Below are 25,750 nucleotides of genomic sequence, written 5' to 3' on the forward strand. Positions count from 1 at the left end.
GCCCCCGCCATCAATCGCCATCAATCCGCGGCGGCACCCGACGACTTCGCCACCTTCGTCCACCGCTGCGTCTCCTTGCCGATGAAATCGCCCAGTTGCGCCGGCGTCATGTCGCCGGCGGTCACGCCCTGCTCCTCGAAGCGTTTCAGCACATCCGGCTGCTTCAGCGCCTTGGCCAGCTCCGTGCCCAGCCGCTGCGTCACCGCGGCGGGCGTGCCGCGCGGCGCCATCAGCGCAAACCAGGTGGTCACCTCGTAACCCTTGATCCCGCTTTCCTCCAGCGTGGGCACGCCCGGGTAGGCCGGGGACCGTTTCGCGGTGGTGACGGCCAGCGCCCTGACCTTGCCCGAACGGACATGGGGTGCGGCCGAAGGGCTGGTTTCAATGGCCATCTGGATCTGCCCGGCGATCAGGTCGGTCATCATCGGTGCGCCCCCCTTGTACGGGACGTGGACGATGTCCGTGCCTGTCATCGACCGGAACAGTTCGCCCGACAGGTGTTCGGTACTGCCCGGTCCGGCTGAGCCGTAGTTGACCTGTCCGCGATGGGACTTGATATAGGCGATCAGTTCCGCCACCGACTTCACGGGCAGCGACGGGCTGACCAGCAGCACATTGGGCGTCAGCGCCACCAGGCCAACCGGCACCAGGTCGCGCGTGAAGTCGTAGGGCAGCGACTTGTAGATGCCGGGCGCCATGGTGTGCGCCACGGTGGCCAGCAGCACCGTGTAGCCATCCGGCGTGGCGCGCGCGACGTTGGCCGCGCCAAGCGTGCCACCGGCGCCGGGGCGGTTGTCCACCACCACGGGCTGGCGCAGGGCCTCGCCGAGTTTCTGTCCGATGGTGCGGGCGATGATGTCGGTGGTGCCGCCCGAGGCGAACGGCACGACGAGGGTGACAGGCTTGTCGGGCCAGCTCTGGGCGGCGGCGGGTGCCAGGCCGGACAGTGCCAGGCCCGCTCCGAGCAGGCAGGCCAGAGCAGTGCGGCGAACGGTATTGGTCATCGGACGGTCTCCTTGGGGATAGATGGTCTTCTTGTCGGTGCGGCAGCGTTCAGCTTCAGTCCGAGCCGAGCTGCAACGCATTAGGCTGGCGCTTCTCGATGGCGGACTTGAGCAGCGCCGCGCAGCGGTAGATGCCGTGCGCGAACTTGCCGAACGGCAGCGTGGCGAAGAGCGCCATCACCACGCCCAGGTGCACGGCCAGCAGCATGGCCATGGCGCCGGTATCGCGGCCAGCCAGCAAAGCCATGCCCGAAGCCGCGGTAAGCAGCAGCAGCGCGATGAAGCCGCGATCCATGGGGCGCTGGGCCGCATCCCCGCGGGCCGGGTCGCGCCGCAGGTTCAGCCACAGGAGTCCGGCCGGGCCGGCGAGCAGCCCGATGCCGCCGGCCATGCCCAGCAGCACGGGCAGGCTGGCCAACGGATAAGGCGCATGCATTCCCAGCACATAGTGGTACAGCGTGGCCACCGCGGTCGATGCAAAGCACGCCATGAAGCCGTAGAACGTCAGGTGGTGAAAGCGTCGGCGTGCCAGCGTGAAGCGGTCGTCCTCCTCGTTGCAGCCCTGGCCATGCCCGCCGTCGAGATACCGGAGCGTGAGCGCGTTGCGGGCGGCTTCGCCAACGGCCGGCGGGGTAGCGCGCCCCGGCGACACGTCGCGCCAGAAGGTCCGCGCCCCGATGCCCAGTGACAGCACCGCAAAGCCGAAGACCGCGCCGAACATCGCGGCCATCATGTTGTGCGGGAAGATCGCGTAGAAGTTGCCGGCCAGCGGCGCATGCCACAGCGCCCCCTGCCGCGCGATGACGAGCAGCAGGAACAGCGCCAGGCCGAACGCCAGTGCCAGTGCCACGGTCAGGCCATTGCGCCGGTACAGCGCGCCCATCGGCGCCGGCCATGCGTACTCGGCATAGGTCTCGGCGCGCACCCGCGCCATGGCCTGCGGGATATTCACCGCGAATTCATGCGGCGGCGCGTACTGGCAGGCGTGATAGCAGGCGCCGCAGTTGTGGCACAGGTTGGCCAGGTAGTTCACGTCCGCCTTGCCGAAGGAAAGCCTCCTCGTCATGGCAGGGAACACGGCGCAAAAGCCCTCGCAGTAGCGGCAGGCATTGCAGATCTGCATCTGCCGGGCTACCTCGGCTTCGTTGCCGCTGAGGGGCAGCACGCGGATGGGGATGGTTTTCCTGTCATCGGCGCCTTGCCGGGCCATGCCGCCTGCGGCTTCTTCGCCGGCCTCGCGTACCAGCGCTTCAAGCTGCTTCACGTTGTGCTCCTTTCGATTGTGCGGCCGCCCGTGCCGCCTGCGTGCCGGCGATGCGGCCGAACGCGGTGCCGATCGACATGCCGACCCCGGCCGTATAGCCTTTGCCCAGCACATTGCCGGCCATCATCTCGCCCGCTACGAACAGGTTGTCGCTGGGCTGTCCGTTGAAATGGACCGCGGCGTGCTCGTCGACCTTCAGGCCAAGGTAGGTAAAGGTGATGCCCGGGCGCAGTGCGTAGCCGTAGAACGGCGCTGTGTCGATGGGCCGTGCCCAGTGCGTCTTCGGCGGCAGCAGGCCTTCCGTGCGGCAGTCATCCAGCGTCGTGTGGTCGAAGGTGCCGTTGCGGCAGGCGGCGTTGTAGGCCGCCACGCTGTCCACGAAGGCCTGCTCGGGCAGACCCAGCTTGCGGGCCAGTTCGGGCAGGTTGTCAGCCACCGTGCCGGGAAACACCGGCGGCATGAAGCGGCCGACGGCCTTGGCATCGATGATCGAGTAGGCGATCTGGCCCGGCTGCTGGGCCACCAGGCGGCCCCAGATGGCGTAGCGTTTGGGCCAGAAGTCCTCGCCCTCGTCGTAGAAGCGCCCGGCATCGCGATTGACCACCACGCCCAGCGATACGCAGTCGATGCGCGTGCAGATGCCGCCGTCATACAGCGGCGCGCGCGCGTCGATGGCCACGCAGTGCGACTGCGACGGATCGCCGATCGCGTCCGCGCCGGACTCGATCATATGTTTAAGCAGCACACCCATGTTGAAGCGCGTGCCGCGGATCAGGAAATTGTCGGCCGGCCATTCGCCGCGCTCGTTCTGGCCCCACGCTTCGCGCAGCCAGGCTCGATTCGATTCGAAGCCGCCCGCGGCCAGCACGCACGCGCGCGCCTCGAAACGCTGGTCGCCGCTGCGCGCGGCCACGAAGCGGCCGCCGTCGAGTTCGATGGCATCGACCGGTGTCTCGTATCGGACCTGGACGCCCATGGCCTCGGCACTGCGGTAGTAGGCATTGACCAGCGCCTTGCCGCCGCCCATGAAGAAGGCATTGGTACGGGCCACGTGCAGCGCGCCCGAAAGCGGCGGCTGGAAATGCACGCCATGGCGGCGCATCCAGGGGCGGCAGGTCGACGATGCGCGGATGACCAGCCGCGCCAGTGCCTCATTGGTGAGTCCGCCGGTGACCTTGAGCAGGTCCTGCCAGTACTCCTCTTCCGGGTAGCTGTCGACCAGCACGTCCTGCGGCGCATCGTGCATGCAACGCAGGTTGCGCGTGTGCTGGGAGTTGCCGCCGCGCCAGGCCCTGGGGGCGGCTTCCAGCAGCAGCACGCTGGCGCCGGCCTCGCGTGCCATGAGCGCGGCGCACAGGGCGGCGTTGCCCCCGCCGATTACGAGTACGTCCCACATCAGTACAGTCTCCGTGATTTGCGGCGACTGTACTGAGCCGCCCGATGTCCCGCCAGAAGGGATCGGGCAACGGGTGTTTACGAATCGTGAAGGGTAGCCCCGGGCCAGCAGCGGGCGCGCACCAGATCGCGCGCCACGGCAGCCAGGGTGCCGCGCGCGGCCAGGCCCGCCGGAGACAACTCATCGTCCGACAGGCTGGCCAGGAGGTTCGGGCGCCGCGCCGCGGTGTCGCCGATCGGGATCATGACCAGAGGCTCGCCGCCGAGGCGCGCCACCGCCGCGCCAGGCTGCACCGTGGCGCCAAGGCCCGCACGAACGGCATCCATCAGCATGGCCAGGCCATCGATTTCCGCCACCACGTTGGGCTGGTGGCGGCCCCGAGCGAAGGCGGCATCGAGCACGGAACGCAGCCCGTGCGGGCTGCTGGGCAGGATCAGCGGAAGGCCGCGCATTTGGGCGAGTCTTGCTGTCTTGCCCGTCGGCAGACCGGGCATGTCATCACGGCTGATCAGGAACAGGCGCTCGGTCAGCAGCGGTGCCAGGCTCCAGCGATGATGGCCTTCGGCCTGGAACAGGACAGCCAGGTCAAGCTGGCGGGTGCCGATCATCGTCGCCAGGTTGCCTGACAGGCTTTCCACGAGATGCAGGCGGATGTCGGGATAGCGCTCGCGCATGGCCTGCATGAAAGGCAGGCCCAGCACGCTGATGGTGCTTGGCGCCATGCCTACGCTGACGTGGCCGGAGAGCCTGGCAAGCTGGGCGGCGCGCACGGCGTCGTCCGCATGGCGCACGGCCAGTTGCGCCTGCCGCCAGAATGCCAGGCCGGCATCGGTTGGCACGACGCCCGTCGATGTGCGCCGCAGCAGGCGCGTGGCAAGCTCGCCCTCCAGGCGGCTGATCTGCTGGCTGAGCGCCGACGTGACCACGCCCAACTTCTGGGCGGCCTGTCCCATGCTGCCGAGTTCGACGACCTGCAGGAAATACCGCAATTGCCTGAGTTCCATCCGGCCTCCTCTCAACCAGTTCCCTTCGAGGCACGCGGACGATCCCTGGCAGCGGCCCGTGATCATTATCCGTGAACGCCGGGAGCGGCCACAAAAACTTCAATAGAATCCCGGTTGGTCCGCATTCGCGCAGCGCCATGACGCTGCGCCCCCCTTGGAGGAAACATGAAGGCAGTCAATATCCTGGAAACCATCGGCAATACGCCGCATATCCGCATCAACCGGCTGTTCGGCAATGGCCACGAAGTCTGGATCAAATCGGAACGGTCAAACCCGGGCGGCTCGATCAAGGACCGCATCGCGCTGTCGATGGTGGAAGATGCCGAACGCCGTGGCGTGCTCAAGCCGGGCGGCACCATTATCGAGCCGACGTCGGGCAATACGGGCATCGGCCTGGCGATGGTGGCCGCGGTCAAGGGCTACAAGCTGATCCTGGTGATGCCCGATAGCATGTCCCTCGAACGCCGCCGCCTGATGCTCGCCTACGGCGCGACCTTTGACCTGACCCCGCGCGAAAAAGGCATGAAGGGCGCCATCGCCCGCGCCGAGGAACTGATCACCGCCATTCCCGGCGCCTGGATGCCCCAGCAGTTCGAAAACGCGGCCAACATTGAAGTCCATGCGCGTACCACCGCCCAGGAAATCCTGGAGGATTTCCCCGAAGGGCTCGACGTGCTGATCACCGGTGTCGGCACGGGCGGCCATATTTCCGGCTGCGCGCAGGTGCTCAAGCAGAAGTGGCCGCAGCTCAAGGTTTTCGCCGTCGAGCCGTCGGCTTCGCCCGTGATTTCCGGCGGCGCACCGGCACCGCATCCAATCCAGGGCCTCGGCGCCGGCTTTATCCCGGCCAACCTGAAGACCGGCCTGCTCGATGGCGTGATCCAGGTGGATGCCGAACCGGCCCGCGACATGGCGCGCCGCTGCGCCAGCGAAGAAGGCATCCTGGTCGGCATTTCGTCGGGTGCCACCCTCGCCGCGATCGCCGGCAAGCTACCCGAGTTGCCGGCCGGCGCACGCGTGCTGGGCTTCAACTATGACACCGGCGAGCGCTACCTGACGGTCGAGGGTTTCCTGCCCGCCTGAAGGGGGGCGTGAGCGCACCGGCAGGCAGCGCCGGCGCACGGTTCGACGCGCGCCATCGGATCCCGCGGCAGCAGATCTCCGCTCGCCCCGGTGCGTTCAAGTCTTGATGCCGGTCAAGCTGCCATCGCCGGCGGCGACTACGCTGGATCAGAAGGGCCCACGCGGTGCCTCTTCCGATTTGCCGTTCCCGACCACTCGCCACGACTCACCGGAGTTCCCCATGTATCAGCGCATCCTGCTAGCCGTAGATGGCAGCCAGTCTTCCGATCTCGCATTGAGCCAGGCCATCACCCTTGCCACGGCCACCGGCGCGGAGGTCAAGGCCTTGTTCGTGGCCGACGACAGCGACGCATTCTTCGATGTCGCCTACTTCGACGCCAGGGCCCTGATGGAAAGCATCCGTACCTTCGGCCGCAAGGTCCTGGCGGAGGCCGAGGACAAGCTGGAGGCGGCCGGCATCAGGCATTCGACCCAGCTTGTCGATAAGCCAGTGGCGCCCGGCCAGATCTCGGCGACCATCGTCGCCCAGGCCGATGCGTGGAGCGCCGACCTCATCGTGCTCGGCACGCATGGCCGGCGTGGCGTGCGGCGCCTGCTGATGGGCAGCGTCTCCGAAGGCGTGGTGAGCAAGTCCAGTCGGCCGGTGCTGCTGATCCGCAGCGAAGTCGAAGGCTAGCGCACCGGGTCCGCGCGCCCCTTCCCGCGGCGACCCGGCGCCGCGGGCCTATTGCGCACTTTGCTCCACTGGTCGGACAATCCGGCCATGCGGGATCTCCCCGCCTGGAGCCTTTGATGAGAATCCGCCTGGCATACGTAGCCTCCCTGGCGTGCGTCGCAGCCCTGGTCCTGGGCGGCTGCTCGGCGCTGCAACCGGAACAGACCGGCCAGCGGCTGGTCGGCAGCGACCAGAGCGCCGTGCGCAGTACATTCGGCGAACCCACCGATTCCTTCCGTTTTCCGAATGGCACGTCGCGCTGGCTCTACTCCCAGCAGCCTCTCGGTCATGCGGTCTACGCGGCGGACTTTGACGCCGCCGGCAAACTTATGAGCTATCGGCAGATGCTGACGGAAGCCGAAATCTATCAGGCCAAGATCGGTGCCTGGACCAAGCAGGATGTGCTCGAGCGCTTCGGCAAGCCGCGCGAACCTATCCAGTATTACCCGCTGATGAAGCGCGAGGCCTGGAGCTACCGGATGTTTAAGGATGGCTACCAGACCGCGCATTTCAGTTGCTACTTCGACGACAGCGGCGTGCTGCAGCAGACCATGATCATCGTCGACCCGCTCGGCGGCGATCGCCGCGGGCGCTCTCGCTAGCGTCGCGCCCCAAGGGAGCCAATGCTGGCGGAAGGGGCTCCCGGACTGTGGCGGCGTTTTCGCGCAGAATAGACCTTGCCGCGACGCAGCAAAGACTGCGCGCGCCTTCCCTGATCTCTTCTTGCGCGGAACCTGAACGTGACTACTGCGATCCTGCTTGAAAACATCCACCCCAGCGCCACGGCGCGCCTGGGTGAAGCCGGCCTGAAGGTCGAACGCCGCAGCGGCGCGCTGGCCGGCGACGAACTGCGCCAGGTGCTGTCCAGCCATGACCTGGTGGGAATCCGTTCCGCCACGCACCTGCGCGCCGACGACATCCGCAGCGCGCCGGAGCTGCTCAGCATTGGCTGCTTCTGCATCGGCACCTCGCAGGTCGACCTGGACGCCGCGACGGCGGCGGGCATTCCGGTCTTCAATGCGCCGTTCTCCAACACGCGTTCGGTGGCCGAGCTGGTCGTGTCCGAAGCCGTGATGCTGCTGCGCAAGATACCCGAGAAAAATGCGCTCGCGCATGCCGGCAAGTGGGCCAAGGGCGCCAGCGGCGCGTTCGAGGCGCGCGGCAAGACCATCGCCATCGTCGGCTACGGCAATATCGGCTCGCAAGTCGGCGTGCTGGCCGAGTCGATGGGCATGCGCGTGGTGTACTACGACGTGCTGGCCAGGCTGTCGCTCGGCTCGGCGCGCGCGGCCGGCACACTTGAGGAGGCTGTGTCGCAGGCGGACGTAGTCACGCTGCACGTTCCCGCCACGGCACGCACGCGCAACATGATCGACGCTGACGTGCTCGCGCGCTTCAAGCCTGGCGCGATCCTGATCAATGCCTCGCGCGGGACTGTGGTCGACATCGATGCCCTGGCGGCAGCGCTGCGCGCCAGGCACCTCGGCGGTGCCGCGATCGACGTCTTCCCCGAAGAGCCGAAGACCAACAACGATCCGTTCACCAGCCCGCTCCAGCAACTGCCCAACGTCCTGCTGACGCCGCATATCGGCGGCAGCACCGAGGAAGCGCAGGAGAACATCGGCACCGAGGTAGCCGCCAAGCTGCTGCACTACCTGACCACCGGCGGCACCATCGGCGCGGTGAATTTCCCGGAGGTGGATCCCGGTCCGCTGCACGCGCCGGCACGGCTGCTCAATATCCACAGCAACGCGCCCGGTGCGCTGGCCGCCCTCAACACGCTGCTGGCACAGGACGGCGTCAACATCAACGGCCAGCACCTGCAGACGCGCGGCCATACCGGCTACGTCGTCACGGACCTCGACCGGGCGCCGTCCGACGCGCTGATGGGGGCCTTGCGCACCCACGCCGGCTTCGTGCGTTCGCGCCTGCTGGTCCGGTAAGTCCCGCCGCCTCACCCGACCGTCCACATCCCACCTCATCCGCTATCCGGCCGCAGGCAACGTCTGGGACTCGATAGCGGATAGCGACTTGGTCCGCGCGTGCCCGCCTCTCACCATTCGAAGTGACAAATTTGTAATATTTTTGAGGGAATTGCTAAAGCCACGCCCTATCAAACCGCTATCCGGGACAGGAGCGACTGAGACGCAGTTGCGCTTCGTGCCACACGGTAGTGGCCGGGTGGCATCCACATGAGGGAGTTCGATATGGACGGCAGAGAAAGGCACGTGCCGGCATGGGCACGCCGGCTCGGACTATCGTTGTGGCTCGCCGCCGGCATCGCCGGCACCGCGGCCGCGCAATCCGGCACCATCACTTTCCGGGGAGCCATTACGGAACCCTCTTGCGGGTTCGAGGCCGGGGCTCAGGTGGTGCACGCCACCTGCATGTCCCCCGGTAGCGGGCCTGTCAGCACGGATCTCAACGCGGCGACTGCCGGCAAGCAGGCCAGCACCCGGGTCGGCGCCGCCCGGCTGAAACTTGAGCGGCTTGCCGGCAGCCGGGGCAACGCCTACATCGTCGTGGCCACCTACCTGTAAAGCCGCCGTCGGGGTCGCGCATGGCGCTTCCCCGACGTGGCCGAACCACATTAGCGGCCCGCCCGGATCAGCTCGGCCGCTTTCTCGGCGATCATGATCGCCGGTGCGTTGGTGTTGCCCGCGACCAGCGTGGGCATGATGGAAGCGTCGACCACGCGAAGGCCCTGCACGCCGCGCACGCGCAACGCCGGATCGACCACGGCCATCGCATCGACCCCCATCTTGCAGGTGCCGACCGGATGGTAGACGCTGTCGGTACGTTCGCGCACAAAGGCCTCGATCGCCTGCTGGCTGCCCTCGCCCGGACCGAAGTCGTCGGTGAACAGCTCGCGGCCGCCGGCACTGGCCAGCGCCTGCTGGGCAAAGATCCGGCGGATGGCGCGCACGCCCGCCACCATGCCGGCCATGTCCTCGTCATCGCTCAGGAAGCGCGGATCGATCATTGGCGCCTCGCGCATGTCGCGCGAGCGCAGGCGCACCTCCCCGCGGCTCTTCGGCCGCAGCACGCAGGCGTGGCAGGAATAGCCGTGACCCAGCTTCTTCCTGTCGCCGCCATGGTTGAGCAGCGCCGGAACGAAATGCAACTGGATGTCCGGTACGGCCAGGCCCTGCCGGCTCCGGATAAATGCACCCGCTTCCGCGAAGTTGCTGCTTGGCATGCCGGTACGCTTGCGCCGATAGCGCAGCAGTTCCAAGGAAAGCCTGGCAAAGCCGGGCAGCGAATGTCCGAACAGGTCCAGCGAACGCACCTGCTTGTTGAGGATGACGTCGGGATGGTCCTGCAGGTTCTTGCCAACGCCCGGCAGGTCGGCCACGACATTGATGCCCAGCTCGCGCAGTTCCTGCGCCGGCCCCACGCCCGACGCCAGCAGCAACTGCGGCGAATTGAAGGCGCCGGCACTGACGATGACCTCTTGCCGCGCCACCAGCTTCTGCTCCACGCCGCCCCGCACCACGGTAAGGCCCGTCGCACGCGTGCCATCGAAGTCGATGCGCAGCACCTGCGTCTCCACCAGCACCGTCAGGTTGCGCCGGCCACCGCTCAAGGTTGTGTCGGCGGCGTTGCCCTGGTGCAGATAGGCACGCGCCGTGTTCCAGCGCTCGCCACGGCGTTGCGTGACGTGGTACAAGCCTGCGCCTTCCTGCTCCGCGCCATTGAAGTCGCCGTTCGCCGGATAGCCTGCCTGGATCGCCGCCTGGACAAAGCGGTTCGAGAACGGATTGGGCGAGCGCAGGTTGCTGACCCAAAGCGGACCCGAGCCTCCGTGCCAGCGGTTGTCGTCACGGCCCTGGTAGTCCTCATGGCTTTCGCTGCGCCGAAAGTAAGGCAGCACGTCTTCATAGCCCCAGCCGGTGCAGCCCAGGCTGGCCCAGTCGTCATAATCGTTGCGGTGGCCCCGGATATAGACCATGCCGTTGATCGACGAGCTGCCGCCCAGGCCCTTGCCGCGCGGCTGGTAGCCCCGCCGGCCATTGAGGCCGGCCTGCGGCGCGGTGTGGTAGCCGTAGTTGCGCACGCCGGCCTTGAGCACCGTCGACGCCATACCGATTGGCATCCACACGCTGATGTGGTGATCGCTCGGCCCCGCCTCGACCAGCGCGACCGTTACCGCGGGATCTTCTGCCAGCCGTGCCGCAATGGCGCAGCCCGCCGAGCCCGCGCCCACCACCAGATAGTCAAACGTTTCCATGTAAGCGGTCACTCCCTTATGCGTCCGCGGCACAGCCGGCGACCGACTTGTACTCAAGGAACTCCGCCAGGCCATAGGCGCCGAACTCGCGGCCGTTGCCCGATGCCTTGTAGCCGCCGAACGGCGCAGTGAAGTCCATCCGGGCGCCGTTGATCTGCACGGAGCCGGCACGCAGTTCGCCCGCTACGCGCCGCGCGCGCGCCGGGTCGCCGGACCAGACGTAGGCAGCCAGTCCGTACGGCGTGTCGTTGGCGATGCGGATCGCCTCGGCCTCGTCGCCATAGGGAATCATCACCAGCACCGGTCCGAAGATTTCCTCGCGCGCGATCGTCATGTCGTTGTTGACATCGGCAAAGACGGTCGGACGGTTGTAGAAGCCCTGCGCGAGCCCGTCAGGCCGGCCGGGACCACCCGCGATAACGCGCGCGCCCTCGCCGATGCCGGCTTCGATCATGCGCTGCACGCGCTCGTACTGGGCCCGGTTGGAGCTGGGGCCCAGCTTGCTGTCCGGCGCGGCGGGGTCGCCCACCGTCAGCGCCTGCGCGGTCGCCTGGGCGATGGCGATGGCGGTCTGGTACTGCGCGCGCGGCACCAGCATGCGCGTCGGCGCCGTGCAGGTCTGGCCCGAATTGAGCATGCAACTGACCACGCCCGCCGAAACCGCGGCCTTGAGGTCGGCATCGTCCAGGATCAGGTTGGGCGACTTGCCGCCCAGCTCCTGCGCCACGCGCTTGACCGTCGGTGCAGCCTGCACGGCCACGTCGACGCCGGCACGCGTCGAGCCCGTGATCGAGACCATATCCACGCCGGGATGGCGCGACAGCGCCGCGCCCACCGCCGGGCCCGTGCCGAACAGCATGTTGAACACGCCCGCCGGCGCGCCGGCTTCATGCACGATCTCGGCAAAGATGCGCGCATCGAGCGGTGCGATCTCCGAGGGCTTGAGCACCACCGTGCAGCCCGCCGCCAGCGCCGGGGCGACCTTGGCGGCGATCTGGTTGACCGGCCAGTTCCACGGTGTGATGAGCGCCGTCACCCCGACCGGTTCGCGCACCACCTGCGTGGTGCCGCTGACGGTGACGAAATCAAAAGCATCCAGCGCGGCAATGGCCGACTGGATCTGTACCAGCCCCATCGGCGCCTGGTACTCGCGGCACAGCCACAGAGGCGCGCCGATCTCCGTGCTGATGGCCTGGGCGATCTCGCCGATGCGCGCCTTGTAGCCATCGGCAATGCGGCGCAGCAGCGCCAGCCGTTCCTCGCGGCTGGACCTGGACCACGACGGGAAGGCGTCGCGTGCCGCGGTCACGGCCCGATCGACATCGGCCACGCCGCCCATGGCAACCGTGCCGATCACTGCTTCCGTCGCCGGGTTGACGATATCCGCCAGCGAGAAGCCGTCAGCGGGTGTCACCCACTCGCCCCCGATATAGAACGTATTGAGATTGTGCATCGATCGTAGCTCCTGAAAGTGGGGGCGCTTCAGAAAGGTTTGTCGCCGATGATGGTGGCGCGCATCATGCGGCGCACCGCCGGGAAATAGTCCTGCACGGCGTAATGCTGCGTCGAGCGGTTGTCCCAGAACGCGATGGTGTTGGGCTGCCACTTCAGGCGGACCTGGTACTCGGGGACCGCGGCCTGGCGGAACAGGTATTGCAGCAGGTCCAGCTCGCCATAGCGGAAATCGAAGCCCACGCGGAACTGGGCCTTCTCGCCGAAGTTGGCGAGGTGCGTGACGAAGCCTTCATTGACATAGAGGATCTTTTCACCGCTCTCCGGGTGCGTGCGCACGACCGGGTGGGTGACGGCCGGGAATTTCTTGCGGTTGATCTCGCGCTCGTCGGGCGTCATGCGCGCGCCGAAGCCGGGCATGATGTCGTGCACTGCGTAGAGACCTTCGATCCGTTCCTTGACCGCGTCGGGCAGCGCCGCATGGGCGCGTGCCATGTCGACCCAGATGGTGTCGCCACCGGACTCCGGGCATTCCACGCAGCGCAGCATCGATGCCATCGACGGCACCTCGCGCCACGACACGTCGGAGTGATAGATGTTCTCGCGCCCGCGCATGTCCTTGGTGCCACCCAGCAGCACCAGTTCCGGATGGTCCGCGTGATGCGGGAACACGGGATGCACCTCGAGTTCGCCGAAGCGGCGCGCAAGCTCCACGTGCTGTGCCGGCGTGATGTCCTGGTCGCGGAAGAACAGCACCTTGTGGCGCACCAGCGCCTGGCGCAGCGACGTCAGGGTCGCGTCGTCCAGCCGCTCGCGCAGGTCGATGTCGCCGACCTCGACGCCGATCGTGGGCGTCATCCGGGTGACGGTGAAGCCGTGGTAGCCCACGGACGTGGCGTCTGCCGATACATCCTTCAACTGGACTGCCGCGTTGCTGTTGCTCATGTTGTCTCCTCGATAAGATGGCGAGGGCCACGGTGCGAGCGCGCCGCGCCATGGCCGGTTCTGTGGCGTGCCCGCGCGTATCAGTCCAGGCGGATGTCCGAAGCGCGGATGGCTTCGGCCCAGTAGATTTGCTCGGCCTTGACGACGTCGGCAAAGGCTGCGGGCGTGCTGCCCTTGAGTACGATGCCCAGATCCACCATGCGCGCACGGAAATCCGGGTTGGACAGCGTTCGGTTGACGTCCGCGGAGACCTTCTCCACGATGGCGCGCGGCGTCGCCGCAGGGGCGAACATGCCGACCCATCCCTGACGCTCAAGGCCACGCACGCCGGCTTCGGCGAACGTCGGCGCATCGGGCAGCAGCGGCGAGCGCGCCGCGCCGGCCACGGCCAGTACGCGCAGCTTGCCGGCGGCGGCATGCTGGCGCGCGCTCACCGCCGCGATCATGCCGGCGGGAAGCTGTCCGCCGAGCAGGTCGTTGATCAATGGCGCCTCGCCCTTGTAAGGCACGTGCGTGAGCGCGACCTTTGTGTTGCGCGCGAAGATCTCCATGTACAGATGGCCGCTTGAACCCAGTCCATACGAACCATACGCAAGCGGCTTGCCCTGCTTGCCTATGTAGTCGATGAGCTGCTTGACGCTGCTCACGCCCAGCGACGGCTGCACCACCAGCGCAAGGTTCGACGTGCCCAGTTCCGAAATGGGTGCGAAATCACGCACCGGGTTGTACGTTGCCTTGCTGTACAGGCTGGGCGCCTGCACCATGCCGGTCAGCGTCAGCAGCAGCGTGTGGCCATCGGGTTCGGCCTTGGCCACCATGTCCGCGCCGATCATGCCGCCGGCGCCAGGCCGGTTATCGACGATGACCGGCTTGCCCCAGGCCTTGGCGAGGCCTTCGGCAATTTGCCGCGCGACCACGTCGCCGGTGCCGCCGGCCTGGTAGGGATACACCACGCGCACCGCGCGCGACGGATAGGCCGCCCCATTCGCCTGTGCCCGGGCACTCAGGCCGAATCCTCCGAGCGTCGCGCCCGCCAGCCCGAGTCCCAACTGCTGCAAAACCTTGCGCCTTTGCTGCTGCATGTTGCTGTCTCCACATTGTCTTTGTTCTTCCGCGTGCCGGACGGCACGGGTTCGACTGACTGCGCTGCGGCTGCAGCCGGCCTCTGTCGGGCCTGGTCATGCAGCCGCAGTCCTGCATACCGCTGGCCTCAAAGCGTGCGCGCGATGATCTCTTTCATGATCTCGTTCGAGCCGCCGAAGATCTTGCTCACACGGGCATTCACATACATGCGCGCGATCGGGTACTCCATCATGTAGCCGTAGCCGCCATGCAGCTGCAGGCATTCGTCGATGATCTCGCAGCTGGTCTGCGTGCCCCACCACTTGGCCATGGCCGCGGTCTCCGCATCGAGTTCTTCGCGCAGGACCTTGGCCATGCAGTCGTCGACGAAAGCGCCGGCGATCACGGCCTTGGTCTTGCACTCGGCCAGCTTGAAGCGCGTGTTCTGCATATCGAGCAGCGTGGCGCCGAAGACCTTGCGTTCACGCACGTACTCGGTCGTCAGCTCCACCGCGCGCTCCATGGCCGACAGCGCCCCCAGCGCGATGATCATCCGTTCCTGCGGCAGCTGCTGCATGAGCTGGTAGAAGCCCTTGCCTTCTTCCTTGCCCAGCAGGTTGGCGCATGGCACACGTACGTCGTCGAAGAACAGCTCGGCGGTGTCCTGCCCCTTCTGGCCGATTTTTTCGAGGATGCGCCCGCGGCGGAAGCCGGGCAGGTTCTCGGTCTCGACCACCACGATCGACACACCCTTGGCGCCATTCTCCGGATCGGTCTTGCAGACCACCAGGATCAGGTCCGCCAGGAAGCCGTTGGTGATGAAGGTCTTGGAGCCATTCAGCACGTAGTGGTGGTCGCCGTCGCGCAAGGCGCGGGCCTTGATGCTCTTGAGGTCGGAGCCCGCGCCGGGCTCCGACATGGCAATGGCCGCGACCATCTCGCCGCTGGCCATCTTCGGCAGCCAGTGGCGTTTCTGCGCTTCGGTGCCATAGCGCAGGATGTAGTGCGCAACGATGCCACTGTGGACGTTGGTGCCCAGGCTGCTCACGCCGGCGCGCGACTGCTCCAGCGTGATGATGGCCTCATGCGCGAAGTTGCCGCCGCCACCGCCGTATTCCTCGGGAATGCTCGCGCACAGCATGCCCATCTCGCCGGCCTTGCGCCAGATCTCGCGGTCCACGTGCTGCTGCTTCCACCAGCGGTCCTCGTGCGGGACCAGTTCGCGCTCGATGAACTTGCGGATGCCGTCCTGGAACATGGCGAGGTCATCGGTAATCCAGGGTCTTTGGTTGAATGCCATGATGTTGCTCCTCCCCGATCAGGGACGGCCGCCGCCGCAGATCAGGACCTGGCCGGTGATGTAGTTGGATTCCGGAATGCACAGCAGGTACACCGAACCGGCCGCCTCGACCGGGGTGCCGCCCCGGCCCAGCGGAATCATCGCTTCGATGTTCTTCATCAGTTGCGGGTTCACGCCGACCTTGATCTCGTTGCCACCGATGTTCAGCGTCGAAGTGTTGTCCGAGCCGGCGGTGGCTTCGGTCAGGCGCGTCTTGATCAGGCCGAAGGCCACGCTGTTGACGTTGACCTTGTAGCGGCCCCACTCCTTGGCGAGCGCCTTGGTCAGGCCGTTGATGGCGGCCTTGCCGGCCGAGTAGTTGGCCTGTCCGGCGTTGCCCATCACGCCCGAAACCGACGAGATATTGACCACCTTGCGGAACACTTCCTGGCCGGCCTCGGCTTCCTTCTTCGCGGCTTCGCGGAAGTAGTCGGCGGCGGCGCGCAGGATGCGGAACGGCGCGGTCACGTGCACGTCCATGATGGCCGACCACTGCTCGTCGGTCATCTTCTGGATCACGTTGTCCCAGGTGTAGCCGGCGTTGTTGACGATGATGTCCAGGCGCCCGAAGGTCTGCAGCGCGGTGCCCACGAAGCGGGTGCCGAAGTCGGCTTCGGTAACGCTGCCCACGCAGGCCACGGCCTTGCCGCCGGCGGCGACGATTTCCTGCACCACGGCCTGCGCCGGTTCGGCGTCGAGGTCGTTGATGACCACGGCCGCGCCTTCGCTGGCAAGTTTCAGCGCGATCTCGCGGCCGATACCGCGGCCCGAACCCGAAACAATGGCGACCTTGTCGACAAGCTTGCTCATTTCCCTATGCTCCTTTGCTGATCTGTTGAATGTCCCGGCAGTACGGTGCCGCGTCAGGCGGCGAGGGCGATCAGTGCATCGCCCGACAGCTTGGTTTCGCCCGCCTGGTTGCGGGTCTGCAGCGCCACGCGCACGGTGCGCGCGGCCTCATCCTTCTCCACGACCTTGGCCGTGCAGGCGATCTCGTCGCCCACGTGCGTGATGGCGGCAAAGCGCACGGAGAAGCTGCGGATGGCCTGCTGCGGCACCCAGTTGGTCAGCAGGCGGCCCAGGTAGGCCATCGACAGCATGCCGTGCGCGAACACGTCGGGCATGCCGGCCTGGCGCGCGAAGTCGATATCGACGTGGATGGGGTTGTGATCGCCCGAGGCGCCCGCATACAGCGCCAGCGTGAGCCGGTTCAGCGGCGGCGCAGTGAAGGACGGCAGTTCCGAGCCGACCGCGATCTCATCAAACCGGAGGGTCTGCATGGCTGTCTCCTTAGCTGTTGCGCACGACGATGGTGCTGCGCAGGTCCGCGACCGGGTCGCCCTTGGCGTCGGTCACGCGGGTTTCGCGCACCACGAACTCCAGTGCACCGCCCTTCTTGTCGAAGATGTCGGCCACGCGGGTCTCGAAGGTCAGACGCTCGCCCGCATACGCCATGCGGTGATACTCGAAATGCTGCTGGCCATGCAGGAGCTTGCCGATGTCGATGTTCAGGCGCTCGATCATCGCGCGCGGATTGGGCGACTCCATTTCCAGGCAGAACAGGAACGTCGGCGGCACCGGCAGGCCCGGATAGCCCGCGGCCTCGGCCGCGGCCGGGTCGGTGTAGCGCGCGTCGACCTGGCCCGTCGCCTTGGCGAAGAAGCGCAGGCGCCCGGCCTCCACGTCGACGGCGTGGCGCGAGATCACTGCGCCGATATGCATCTTGTCAATCATCTTGCTACTTCCTTTCCTGCTTACTGCTGGCGTTCGTACAGCGTCACCACGCAGGCGCCGCCGAGGCCGAGGTTGTGCTGCAGCGCCAGGCGCGCGCCGTCGACCTGGCGCTCGCCAGCCTTGCCGCGCAATTGCCAGACCAGCTCGGCGCACTGCGCAAGACCGGTGGCGCCGAGCGGGTGGCCCTTGGACAGCAGGCCGCCGGACGGATTAGTCACCACGCGGCCGCCGTAGGTGTTGTCGCCGTCGACAATGAACTTCTCGGCGGTGCCTACCGGCGTCAGGCCAAGGCCTTCATACGTGATCAGCTCGTTGGCCGTGAAGCAGTCATGCAGTTCGACCACGTCGATGTCCGTGGGCGACACGCCGGCCTTCTCATAGACGGCGTTCGCCGCGGCGGCGGTCATGTCGTAGCCCACCACCTTGCGCATATCGCCTTCGTCGAAGGTGCTGTTGCGGTCCGTGGTCATGGCCTGCGCGGCGATCTTCACGCGGGTGTCCAGGCCATGCTTGCGCGCGAACGATTCCGAGCACAGGATGGCGGCGGCCGCGCCGCAGGTCGGCGGGCAGCATTGCAGGCGCGTGAGCGGATCGAACACGGTGGGCGCTGCCATCACCTCATCGAGCGTCACCGTGTTGCGGAACACCGCGAACGGGTTGCGCGCGGCGTGCTGGCGTGCCTTGACCGAGATACGCGCGAAGGTGTCCGGGCGGATGCCGTATTCCTTCATGTACGCGCGGCCGGCACCGCCGAAGAACTGGGCCGCCCGCGGCGCCTGCTCGTCGAAGCCCTGGACCTGCGCCATGGTCTTCGCGAAGCGTTCCATCGGACCCGGACGGTCGGTATAGGCGCCCTTGAGCGCGCCCGGCACCATCTGCTCGAAGCCGACCGCGATGGCGCATTCGACCGCGCCGCTTTCCACCGCCTGGCGCGCCAGGAACAGGGCGGTCGAGCCGGTGGCGCAGTTGTTGTTGACGTTGATGACCGGGATACCGGTCAGGCCGACGCCATAGATGGCGGCCTGGCCGGACGTGGAATCGCCGAACACATAGCCTACGTAAGCCTGCTCGACCAGCGCGTAGTCGATGCCCGCGTCGGCCAGCGCGGCCTTGGCGGCGTTGGCGCCCATCACGCCATAGTCATCGCTGGCGCCCGGCTTGGTGAAGGGAATCATGCCGACGCCGGCCACTACCACGTTGTTGCTCATGTCAATTTCCTGCTGAGAATGGAAGGAGGCAGCCGCTTCAGTTGACTTGCCGGGTGTTGTCTTGCCAGTACGGCGAGCGCAGGTCGCGCTTGAGGATCTTGCCGGCCGCGGACAGCGGCATCTCGCCGCGGAACTCGATGCTCTTCGGGCATTTGTAGCCGGCAATGAACTGGCGGCAATGCTCGCGCAGGCCCGCTTCATCCACCTGGGTGCCGGGCTTGAGCACGACCACGGCGTGCACGGCCTCGCCCCAGCGCGCGTCGGGCACGCCGATCACGGCACACGACGCCACCGCCGGATGGCGCGAGAGCACGTTCTCGACTTCCGCCGAATAGACGTTCTCGCCACCGCTGACAATCATGTCCTTGAGGCGGTCGACGATGAACAGGTAGCCGTTCTCATCCATGTAGGCGCCGTCGCCGGTGTGCAGCCAACCGCCACGCAGCGTGTCGGCGGTCTCGCCCGGCTTGTTCCAGTAGCCCTGCATGACGTTGGGGCCGCGCACCACGATTTCGCCCACGGCGTTGCGCGGGACTTCAACACCCTGCTCGTCGACGATCTTCACGGTGACGCCGTAGCCGGGACGGCCGGCCGAGCGGTACAGGCCGCTGGCGCGGCCTTCCGGGCCATGGTTGGCGGGCGGATTCACGGAGACCACCGGGGCAGCTTCGGTCAGGCCATAGGCGTGATAGAACTGCACCTGCGGCAGCGCGGCCAGCGCCGCGTCCAGCAGGCCGGCGCTGATCGGCGAGGCGCCGTAGTTGATGCGCTGCAGGCCGCTCAGGTCGTGGTTCGCAAACTCCGGATGCGACAGCACCGCCTGCAGCATGGTGGGTACGAGCAGGATCTCGTTGACCTTCTCGCTCACCATGGTTTCCAACACTTCCCGGGCGTCGAAGGCGGGAATCAGCGCGTGCGTGGCGCCGGCGATGAACAGCGTCACGGCCTTGGCCATGGCAGCCGTATGGAACAGCGGGCAGGCGTGCAGCGTGATGGTGTCTTCGGGGCACGGATACTGCGCCATGCGCGAGATCGCCGACGACCACAGGTTCATGTGCGACTGCATCACGCCCTTGGGCTTGCCCGTGGTACCGCCGGTGTACATGATGGCGGCGAGGTCTTCCCCGCCGCGCAGCGCGTCATCGACCGGCGTGGCGCCGGCCACCAGTTGCTCGTACGACAGCATGCCGTCGGGCGCCGGGCCGTCGCCGGCGTGGATCAGCAGCGGCTTGCGGCGTGCGCCGGCCACAATGCCCGCCACCATCGGCAGGAAATGGTCGTCGACGATCAGGATGCCGGTGTCGCAGTCGTCGAGCGAATAGACTATCTCCGGCACGCTCCAGCGGGTATTGACGGGATTGAGGACGCCGCCGCCCCACCAGACGGACAGCATGTATTCGATGTAGCGGTCGGAGTTCAGCGCCAGCATGCTGATGCGGTCCCCGGGCGCCATGCCGAGCTGGCGCAGCGCGCCGGCCAGGCGCGCGACGCGCTCGCCAAGCTGGCGGAAGGTCTGGCGGCGGTTGCGGAAAACGGTGGCGGTGCGTTCGGGCGTTTGCTGCAGGCAGCGGTGCAGCCCCTGGGTCAGGTACATACTACGAAGTCTCCGGTGATACGGTGGCGCGCGGCGCGCGGGCGGACGTAGCGCCCCGCTGTAGTGGGCCACTTTAGGAGCCGCACGGCCGGCTGTCGTCCGCCGAAGGGAGGAAAATCCCGCCGGCCGCCAAATCGTCCAAAGGAACTACGACAGGCGTACGCCACCGTGGAACAATCGCGCTTTTCCTGAGCCCGGCGCGTCAAAATGCGTATGATTGAGCACAAATGTGCGAAATCACGGGAAGTTGCGTCGATCAGCCATGCCCACAGGAGTAGAGGAGATTCCCTTGTCCGCCCACCCCGCCTCGACCGGCACTCTCAGCGAATCCGGCCTGCCGGGACTCGTGGCCTCCAAGCTGGTGCCGCCGGCCAGTGGGCCGACGACGCTTGCGCGGCCGCAGCTGGCGCAGGGGATGCTCGATGCCAGCGCCGCGCGCCTGATCCTGATCCGCGCGGCCGCCGGCTTCGGCAAGACCACGCTGATGCAGCAGTACGCGGCCCAATGCGCGGCCCGCCAGCGCGGCACGGCGTGGCTGCGCGTGGATGGCGGCGACAATGACCTGCAGCGTTTCCTGGTCCACCTGGACGCCGGCCTCCAGGCCCTGCATGGCCGGCGCAAGGCCGCGCGCCCTGCCGCGCCCGCCAGCGAGCCCGCGGGCCCGTGGCTGGCGCACCGCATCATCGAACAGGTGGCGGGCGCCGTGCTGCCCTTCAGCATCCTGCTCGACGACTTCGAGGCCGTGCAAAGCGCGTCGGTCCTCAATTTCATCCAGCAACTCGTCGAGGCCATGCCGCCGTGCGGGACGCTGGTGATCGCGTCGCGCGCGACCCCCGAGATCGGCCTGGGGCGCATCCGCGCGCGCGGGCACCTGCTCGAGATCCACCCGGCGCAACTGCGCTTCACGCTGGAAGAAGCCACCGCCCTGATCCGCGAGCGCTGCCACCTGCCGTTGCGCGACAACGAGATCGCCACGCTGCATCGCTGCACCGAAGGCTGGGCCACCGCGATCTACCTGGCCACGCTGTCGCTGCAGACCCGCACGGACCACGGCGCTTTCGTGGCCTCGTTCTCGGGCACCAACCTTGAACTGGCCGAGTACCTGGCCGAGGACATCCTGGCGCAGCAGGGCGAGGCTTGCCGGACCTTCCTGCTGGAAACCAGCGTGCTGGGCCAGCTCAGCGCGCCGCTCTGCGACGTGGTGACGGGCCGGCAGGACAGCCGCGCGATGATCGACTATCTCGAGCGCGCCAACCTTCTGCTGTTCCCGCTCGATGGCGACCGGACCTGGTATCGCTATCACCCGCTCTTCGCCAGCTTCCTGCAGCACCGGCTGGAACTGCAGCAGCCTGGCCGCGCCACCACGCTGCACCGCGCGGCGGCACGCTGGTACCTGGAACAGAACCGCCCCGTGCCGGCAGTGGACCATCTGCTCCAGGCCGGCCTGCACGACGAGGCATTGCCCGAGATCGCGCGCCAGGCCGATACGCTGCTGGCCGGGGGCCGCGTACGGCTGCTGGTGCGCTGGCTGGACCAGATCCACCCCGAGGCGCTGGCCCCCTATCCGCGCGTGCGGCTCGCGCGTGCCTGGGCACTGCTGCTCAACCGGCGCTATCCCGAAGCCCTGCAGGCCGTCGAATCGATCCAGGAGGAGCTCGACGTCGGCCCCGGCAGCCAGCGACTCGCCGTGGAGGCCGAAACCATCCGCTGCGTACTGCTGGTGATGACCGACCAGGTGGAAGCCTGCCGCCAGGCCAGCATGGTCCAGATCAACCGGCTCGGACCCGATGACCTGTTCCAGTACTGCATCCTGGCCAATTCGCTCGCGTACAGCCAGATCTGCACGCACCGCTACGACGATGCACGCAGCGTGCTGTCGCGCGCGATCCAGCGCGGCGCCAATGAGCGCTCGGTATTCATGCGCAGCATCGCCGATTGTCTCGAGGGCATCATCGACCTGGTACAGGGGCGGCTGGGCAACGCGCTGGCGCGCTTCCACACTGCCTCCACGCGCACGTGGGACGACGCGCGCGGCGATATCACCGGCGACAAACCGGCCATCGACACCTCATGGGCACTGGCCCTGTACGAAAACGACGCGCTCGACGAGATGGCCCGGCTGCTGGCCGACGCACTGCCTTACACCAAGGCCAACGGGCCGCCCGACTCTGTCATTGGCTGCCACGTGCTCAGCGCGCGCCTGGCGCTGCTGCGTGGCGACAAGGAGCAGTGGCTGCGCGTGCTGGCCGAGCTGGAGCAACTGGGCCAGCAGGTCAACGCCGAGCGTTCGGTGTGCTCCGCCTGGCTGGAGCGGGCCCGCGTGGCCACGCTGGAGGGCCGGCTCGAGGCCGCCGAGCAGGCGCTGCGCGCCGTCGATCTCTATGGCGGCTGGGAAGCGCTCGATACCGCCGGCCACGCCAGCGACATCGACCGTCCGTCGATCGCGCGGCGCCGGCTGGAGATTGCGCAGGGACAGCATGCCCAGGCACTCGCCGCGCTGGACCCTGCCATTGCTGCCGCCACCGCGCACCAGCGTTACTGGCGCCTGATCAAGCTGCGCATCCTGCGCGCCGCTGCGCTGGACGGCCTGGCGCGGCGTGAAGAGGCACTGCAGGAAATCACCGAAGCGTTGCGCCTGGCGAGCCATGAAGGCTTCCTGCGCACGTTCCTCGATGAAGGCGACGGCGTCGCTGCGCTCGTGCGCACGTGGGCTTCGGCACACCAGGCGCAAGCGGCGGCCCTAGGCATCGCACCTTCGTTCGTCACGCGCTTGCTCGGCAAGCTGGCAGGCGCTTGCGCCGGTCACGACACCGAACCCGCGCTGGTGGCGGGCCTGTCGGACAGCCTCACGGCGCGCGAACTGGAAGTCCTTCAGATGTTGTCGGCGGGGCTGCGCAACCGCGCCATCGCCGAGCGGCTGTTCCTGTCCGAACTGACGGTCAAGTCCCACCTGCGCAAGATCAACACCAAGCTGGGGGCGCAGAACCGCACCGAAGCGGTGGCGATCGGGCGCGCCCGCGGGCTGATTCCGTAAGACTCAAGGGGGCAATCAGGTCGGACACGCGCCGGAAGCAGCGCCAGTAATGCCAGTCTCAGCCGCCAGCGCACAGGCATGGTCTGGAATATCGACGTCCAGCCCATCAGTCCTTCTCTGACAATCAACCCCTCGTGGAACTGGCGGTTGCTGGCACGGCCCCCTTCTGGACTTCGGCTGGCTTCTAGTATCATCGTATGATAATTCCATTATCATCCTATACAACTAGAAGGTTCCCGTGCATCCCGCAGCCGCGAGGACGCACGCCAGTTCAGACGAGGGCTTTAAGTGCACAATTTCGTGATGAGGGTTCAGTGGTAGAGGTGACGATCGAACCCACTGCGAGGGACGCATTTCAGGGAAGGAATTCCGCACGGTTGGCTTTCGTGGCCAGTCAATTCGAGTGTGACATCCTGCTCACGAGCGGCACATGGGTTGCAAATGCCAAGGACGTCATGGAGGTCATGCGGCTGTCCGCCCGCGCCGGCACGCACATACGAATCCAGGCGACCGGACCGGACGAGGCGGCTGCCCTCGTTACCATCGCCGCATTGTTGAGGGGGAAGACGCTTCCCAAGTCTCTCTGATGGACACCGACAAGATGCACGCGGACCGCTCCTCATTCGAGGCCTACCTGAAATTCCTGTCCGAGTCGACCAACGACGGTACGCCCAAAGTGTTGGAAACCCGGCACGCGCTGTCGCTGCATTTCGACGCACTGGCCACCCAAAGCTTCATGTCGCGCAAGGATCCCGACAAGCTGGTGCTGGGTTACACCCGGACGATGATGGCATTCCTGCTACTGCACCCGACTCCCGCCAGAATCTCGATGATCGGCTTGGGCGGCGGTTCACTTGCCAAATACTGCCACCGGCATCTCGCCAGCACCAAAGTGGTGGCGATTGAGATCAATCCGGCGGTGATCGCCTTGCGCGAGCAGTTCCAAATCCCGCCGGACGACGAACGGCTCGAGGTGGTTTGCGCGGATGGCGCCGAGTATGTAGCAAACCAGAATGCACGTCCGGACGTCATCCTGGTGGACGGATTCCTGGCCGACGGCATGCCGGAACAGCTTGGCACCGCGGACTTCTATGCCGCCTGCTACGCACGCCTCGCCGATAACGGTGTGCTGGTCGCGAATTTTCTCGAGAGCGATCCCGACATACCGCTTTATCTGGAGGAGGTCGGTACCGCATTCGGCAAGTCCATGTCGCTTTCCCTTGCTGAAGACAGTGCCAACTACACATTGTTCGCCTGGAAAGGACCGAACAAGCTGCCCTCACTGGATGTACTGCTGGCACGTGCGCGTGTTCTGCAAACCGCGCATCCGCTGAACCTGACCGCGGCCGCCCGCCGGCTGAAACGCGGCGAGCGCGTTGCGTCGGATCGCGCCTCCTGGCCCAAGCCGCCGAGGCACCAGATTCAGTATTGACGAGCCCCCCCGCACAAGCTTCTGATCAGCCCAGCCATGCCCATCCCGCACCTGCGTAAGCTAACCGGAAAGGAGCGCAGCCCCGCAAGCAATCGGCAACTGGCTTGTTACCTCACCTTTGTTGCGGGAGCGACCAATGCCGGGGGCTTTCTGGCCGTGCATCAATACACCTCGCACATGTCCGGCATCGTGTCCGCCATGGCCGACAACCTGGCACTGGGCAGTCTTTGGCTGATGCTGGATGGCCTGGGGGCCATCCTGTCATTCCTGGCGGGCGCCGCCTGCTCGGCAGTTCTGGTCAACTGGGGCCGCCGCGAACGCCTGCACAGCGAATATGCGTTGCCGCTCATGCTGGAAGCCGCGCTGCTGGTGTGTTTTGGCCTGCTTGGAAGCAATCTCGAGCGCCACGAATGGCTATTCGTGCCGGCAACGGCCATGGTGCTCTGCTTCATCATGGGCTTGCAAAATGCTCTGGTTACCAAGTTATCGAATGCCGAGATCCGCACCACGCACGTGACCGGCATGGTCACGGACATCGGTATCGAACTGGGCAAGCTCGTTTATTGGAACCTGTCCAGGGACAACTCGAGCAAACCACCAGTGCTCGCCAATCGGCACAAACTGCGAGTGCTCATCACGCTGGTCACCCTATTCTTCGCTGGAGGCGTCATTGGCGCCATAGGGTTCAAGCACATCGGGTTCAGCGCCACGCTTGCTTTGGCGATCCTGCTGCTCGCCCTCGCGGCAGTGCCAGTGCTGGACGATGTCCGTCTGCACTTATGGCGCAGCGACCTGCTGCCTCATCTGGCCGCACGCTCCCGCCGTTGGGCTCGCACAGTAAATGATGAGGCGCACGCAATATGGTTGGCCGCACAAGATCCCCGCACGCCATGGTATGCGAAAGCGCTAGCCTCGCTGATCGCCGCCTACGCCTTGTCGCCCATTGACCTGATTCCCGATTTCGTTCCCGTGCTCGGCTATGTCGAGGACGTGGTGCTGGTGCCGCTCGCCTTGTCGCTGGCAATGCGGCTTATCCCGATTGAGGTGATGCGTCAGCATCGCGCCACGGCAGCAGCGACCAGCGAGCGCCCCGTCAGTCGCGTTGCAGCGCGGGTGATCGTGACGCTCTGGGCTATTGCCGCGGTCTTGGGATCGGCCTGGCTCGTGCGACATCTCCCGTTGCGGTAAGGCCTGTTTTGCAAGCTCATTGATGCGCAAGGTCAGCCGCCTGTTTATTCCGCATCGCACAATGC

Annotated in this window: 23 protein-coding genes; 9 read left to right on the forward strand and 14 right to left on the reverse strand. The window is 66.6% G+C overall.

The annotated features are described in order from the left end of the window. Positions 1-20 precede the first annotated feature (20 nt). From AC3FKH_RS08440 to AC3FKH_RS08455, 4 genes are all read right to left on the reverse strand, one after another. Positions 21-1,004 carry a Bug family tripartite tricarboxylate transporter substrate binding protein gene (locus AC3FKH_RS08440; protein WP_488674577.1) on the reverse strand — a complete coding sequence of 328 codons (984 nt, stop codon included), beginning with the start codon at positions 1,002-1,004 and terminating at the stop codon, positions 21-23. A 55-nt stretch (positions 1,005-1,059) separates the two neighbouring features. Then, a complete protein-coding gene (gene tcuB / locus AC3FKH_RS08445) occupies positions 1,060-2,268 on the reverse strand; it encodes a tricarballylate utilization 4Fe-4S protein TcuB (RefSeq protein ID WP_488674579.1) in 1,209 nt (402 codons plus the stop codon). Beyond that, positions 2,255-3,664: an FAD-dependent tricarballylate dehydrogenase TcuA gene (gene tcuA / locus AC3FKH_RS08450; protein ID WP_488674581.1), complete on the reverse strand. Its 1,410-nt coding sequence runs from the start codon at positions 3,662-3,664 to the stop codon at positions 2,255-2,257. The genes tcuB and tcuA overlap by 14 nt, the downstream gene beginning before the upstream one ends. 77 nt (positions 3,665-3,741) lie before the next feature. Beyond that, positions 3,742-4,668, reverse strand: coding sequence for a LysR family transcriptional regulator (locus AC3FKH_RS08455; protein WP_488674583.1), 927 nt, complete (start codon positions 4,666-4,668; stop codon positions 3,742-3,744). Positions 4,669-4,833: 165 nt separating this feature from the next. Here AC3FKH_RS08455 and cysK point away from each other — a divergent pair, with 165 nt between their 5' ends. From cysK to AC3FKH_RS08480, 5 genes are all read left to right on the forward strand, one after another. Beyond that, complete coding sequence (cysK, locus tag AC3FKH_RS08460; protein ID WP_488674585.1) at positions 4,834-5,751, forward strand: cysteine synthase A; 918 nt, start codon at positions 4,834-4,836, stop codon at positions 5,749-5,751. A 220-nt stretch (positions 5,752-5,971) separates the two neighbouring features. Then, positions 5,972-6,427: a universal stress protein gene (locus tag AC3FKH_RS08465; protein ID WP_488674587.1), complete on the forward strand. Its 456-nt coding sequence runs from the start codon at positions 5,972-5,974 to the stop codon at positions 6,425-6,427. A 116-nt stretch (positions 6,428-6,543) separates the two neighbouring features. Next, a complete protein-coding gene (locus AC3FKH_RS08470) occupies positions 6,544-7,068 on the forward strand; it encodes a hypothetical protein (protein WP_488674589.1) in 525 nt (174 codons plus the stop codon). A gap of 138 nt (positions 7,069-7,206) precedes the next feature. Continuing rightward, positions 7,207-8,409: a phosphoglycerate dehydrogenase gene (gene serA, locus AC3FKH_RS08475; RefSeq protein WP_488674591.1), complete on the forward strand. Its 1,203-nt coding sequence runs from the start codon at positions 7,207-7,209 to the stop codon at positions 8,407-8,409. A 249-nt stretch (positions 8,410-8,658) separates the two neighbouring features. Beyond that, the gene (locus AC3FKH_RS08480) at positions 8,659-9,006 is read left to right on the forward strand and encodes a hypothetical protein (protein WP_488674593.1); all 348 of its coding nucleotides are present in this window, start codon (positions 8,659-8,661) and stop codon (positions 9,004-9,006) included. Between the two features lie 50 nt (positions 9,007-9,056). Here AC3FKH_RS08480 and AC3FKH_RS08485 read toward each other — a convergent pair whose 3' ends face one another. The 10 genes from AC3FKH_RS08485 to AC3FKH_RS08530 form a co-directional block, all read right to left on the reverse strand. Further along, positions 9,057-10,697, reverse strand: coding sequence for a GMC family oxidoreductase (locus tag AC3FKH_RS08485; protein ID WP_488674595.1), 1,641 nt, complete (start codon positions 10,695-10,697; stop codon positions 9,057-9,059). Between the two features lie 16 nt (positions 10,698-10,713). Then, positions 10,714-12,150 (reverse strand): aldehyde dehydrogenase family protein, encoded by a 1,437-nt coding sequence (locus tag AC3FKH_RS08490; protein WP_488674596.1) that lies wholly within the window; start codon positions 12,148-12,150, stop codon positions 10,714-10,716. Between the two features lie 29 nt (positions 12,151-12,179). Beyond that, complete coding sequence (locus AC3FKH_RS08495; protein ID WP_488674598.1) at positions 12,180-13,094, reverse strand: TauD/TfdA dioxygenase family protein; 915 nt, start codon at positions 13,092-13,094, stop codon at positions 12,180-12,182. A gap of 80 nt (positions 13,095-13,174) precedes the next feature. Then, positions 13,175-14,176: a Bug family tripartite tricarboxylate transporter substrate binding protein gene (locus AC3FKH_RS08500; protein ID WP_488674600.1), complete on the reverse strand. Its 1,002-nt coding sequence runs from the start codon at positions 14,174-14,176 to the stop codon at positions 13,175-13,177. A 128-nt stretch (positions 14,177-14,304) separates the two neighbouring features. Continuing rightward, positions 14,305-15,456 carry an acyl-CoA dehydrogenase family protein gene (locus AC3FKH_RS08505; RefSeq protein ID WP_488674601.1) on the reverse strand — a complete coding sequence of 384 codons (1,152 nt, stop codon included), beginning with the start codon at positions 15,454-15,456 and terminating at the stop codon, positions 14,305-14,307. 18 nt (positions 15,457-15,474) lie between these two features. Then, complete coding sequence (locus AC3FKH_RS08510; protein ID WP_223999516.1) at positions 15,475-16,305, reverse strand: SDR family NAD(P)-dependent oxidoreductase; 831 nt, start codon at positions 16,303-16,305, stop codon at positions 15,475-15,477. A gap of 53 nt (positions 16,306-16,358) precedes the next feature. Further along, positions 16,359-16,775 carry a MaoC family dehydratase gene (locus tag AC3FKH_RS08515; protein WP_488674603.1) on the reverse strand — a complete coding sequence of 139 codons (417 nt, stop codon included), beginning with the start codon at positions 16,773-16,775 and terminating at the stop codon, positions 16,359-16,361. A 10-nt stretch (positions 16,776-16,785) separates the two neighbouring features. Continuing rightward, positions 16,786-17,229: a MaoC family dehydratase N-terminal domain-containing protein gene (locus AC3FKH_RS08520; protein ID WP_488674605.1), complete on the reverse strand. Its 444-nt coding sequence runs from the start codon at positions 17,227-17,229 to the stop codon at positions 16,786-16,788. Positions 17,230-17,249: 20 nt separating this feature from the next. Next, the gene (locus tag AC3FKH_RS08525; RefSeq protein ID WP_488674607.1) at positions 17,250-18,437 is read right to left on the reverse strand and encodes a lipid-transfer protein; all 1,188 of its coding nucleotides are present in this window, start codon (positions 18,435-18,437) and stop codon (positions 17,250-17,252) included. A 37-nt stretch (positions 18,438-18,474) separates the two neighbouring features. Then, a complete protein-coding gene (locus AC3FKH_RS08530; protein ID WP_488674609.1) occupies positions 18,475-20,031 on the reverse strand; it encodes a long-chain-fatty-acid--CoA ligase in 1,557 nt (518 codons plus the stop codon). Between the two features lie 289 nt (positions 20,032-20,320). Between AC3FKH_RS08530 and AC3FKH_RS08535 the strand changes: the two genes are divergently transcribed. The 4 genes from AC3FKH_RS08535 (at position 20,321) to AC3FKH_RS08550 (ending at position 25,685) form a co-directional block, all read left to right on the forward strand. Beyond that, positions 20,321-23,065, forward strand: a complete 2,745-nt coding sequence (locus AC3FKH_RS08535; RefSeq protein WP_488674611.1) for a winged helix-turn-helix domain-containing protein — start codon at positions 20,321-20,323, stop codon at positions 23,063-23,065. 197 nt (positions 23,066-23,262) lie between these two features. After that, positions 23,263-23,652 carry an HPr family phosphocarrier protein gene (locus AC3FKH_RS08540; protein ID WP_488674613.1) on the forward strand — a complete coding sequence of 130 codons (390 nt, stop codon included), beginning with the start codon at positions 23,263-23,265 and terminating at the stop codon, positions 23,650-23,652. 14 nt (positions 23,653-23,666) lie between these two features. Beyond that, positions 23,667-24,497, forward strand: a complete 831-nt coding sequence (locus AC3FKH_RS08545; RefSeq protein ID WP_488674877.1) for a fused MFS/spermidine synthase — start codon at positions 23,667-23,669, stop codon at positions 24,495-24,497. A gap of 36 nt (positions 24,498-24,533) precedes the next feature. Beyond that, a complete protein-coding gene (locus AC3FKH_RS08550) occupies positions 24,534-25,685 on the forward strand; it encodes a DUF1275 domain-containing transporter (RefSeq protein WP_488674614.1) in 1,152 nt (383 codons plus the stop codon). The last annotated feature ends 65 nt before the right edge of the window (positions 25,686-25,750 follow it).

Source organism: Cupriavidus sp. 21MJTG02-4, assembly GCF_057798975.1.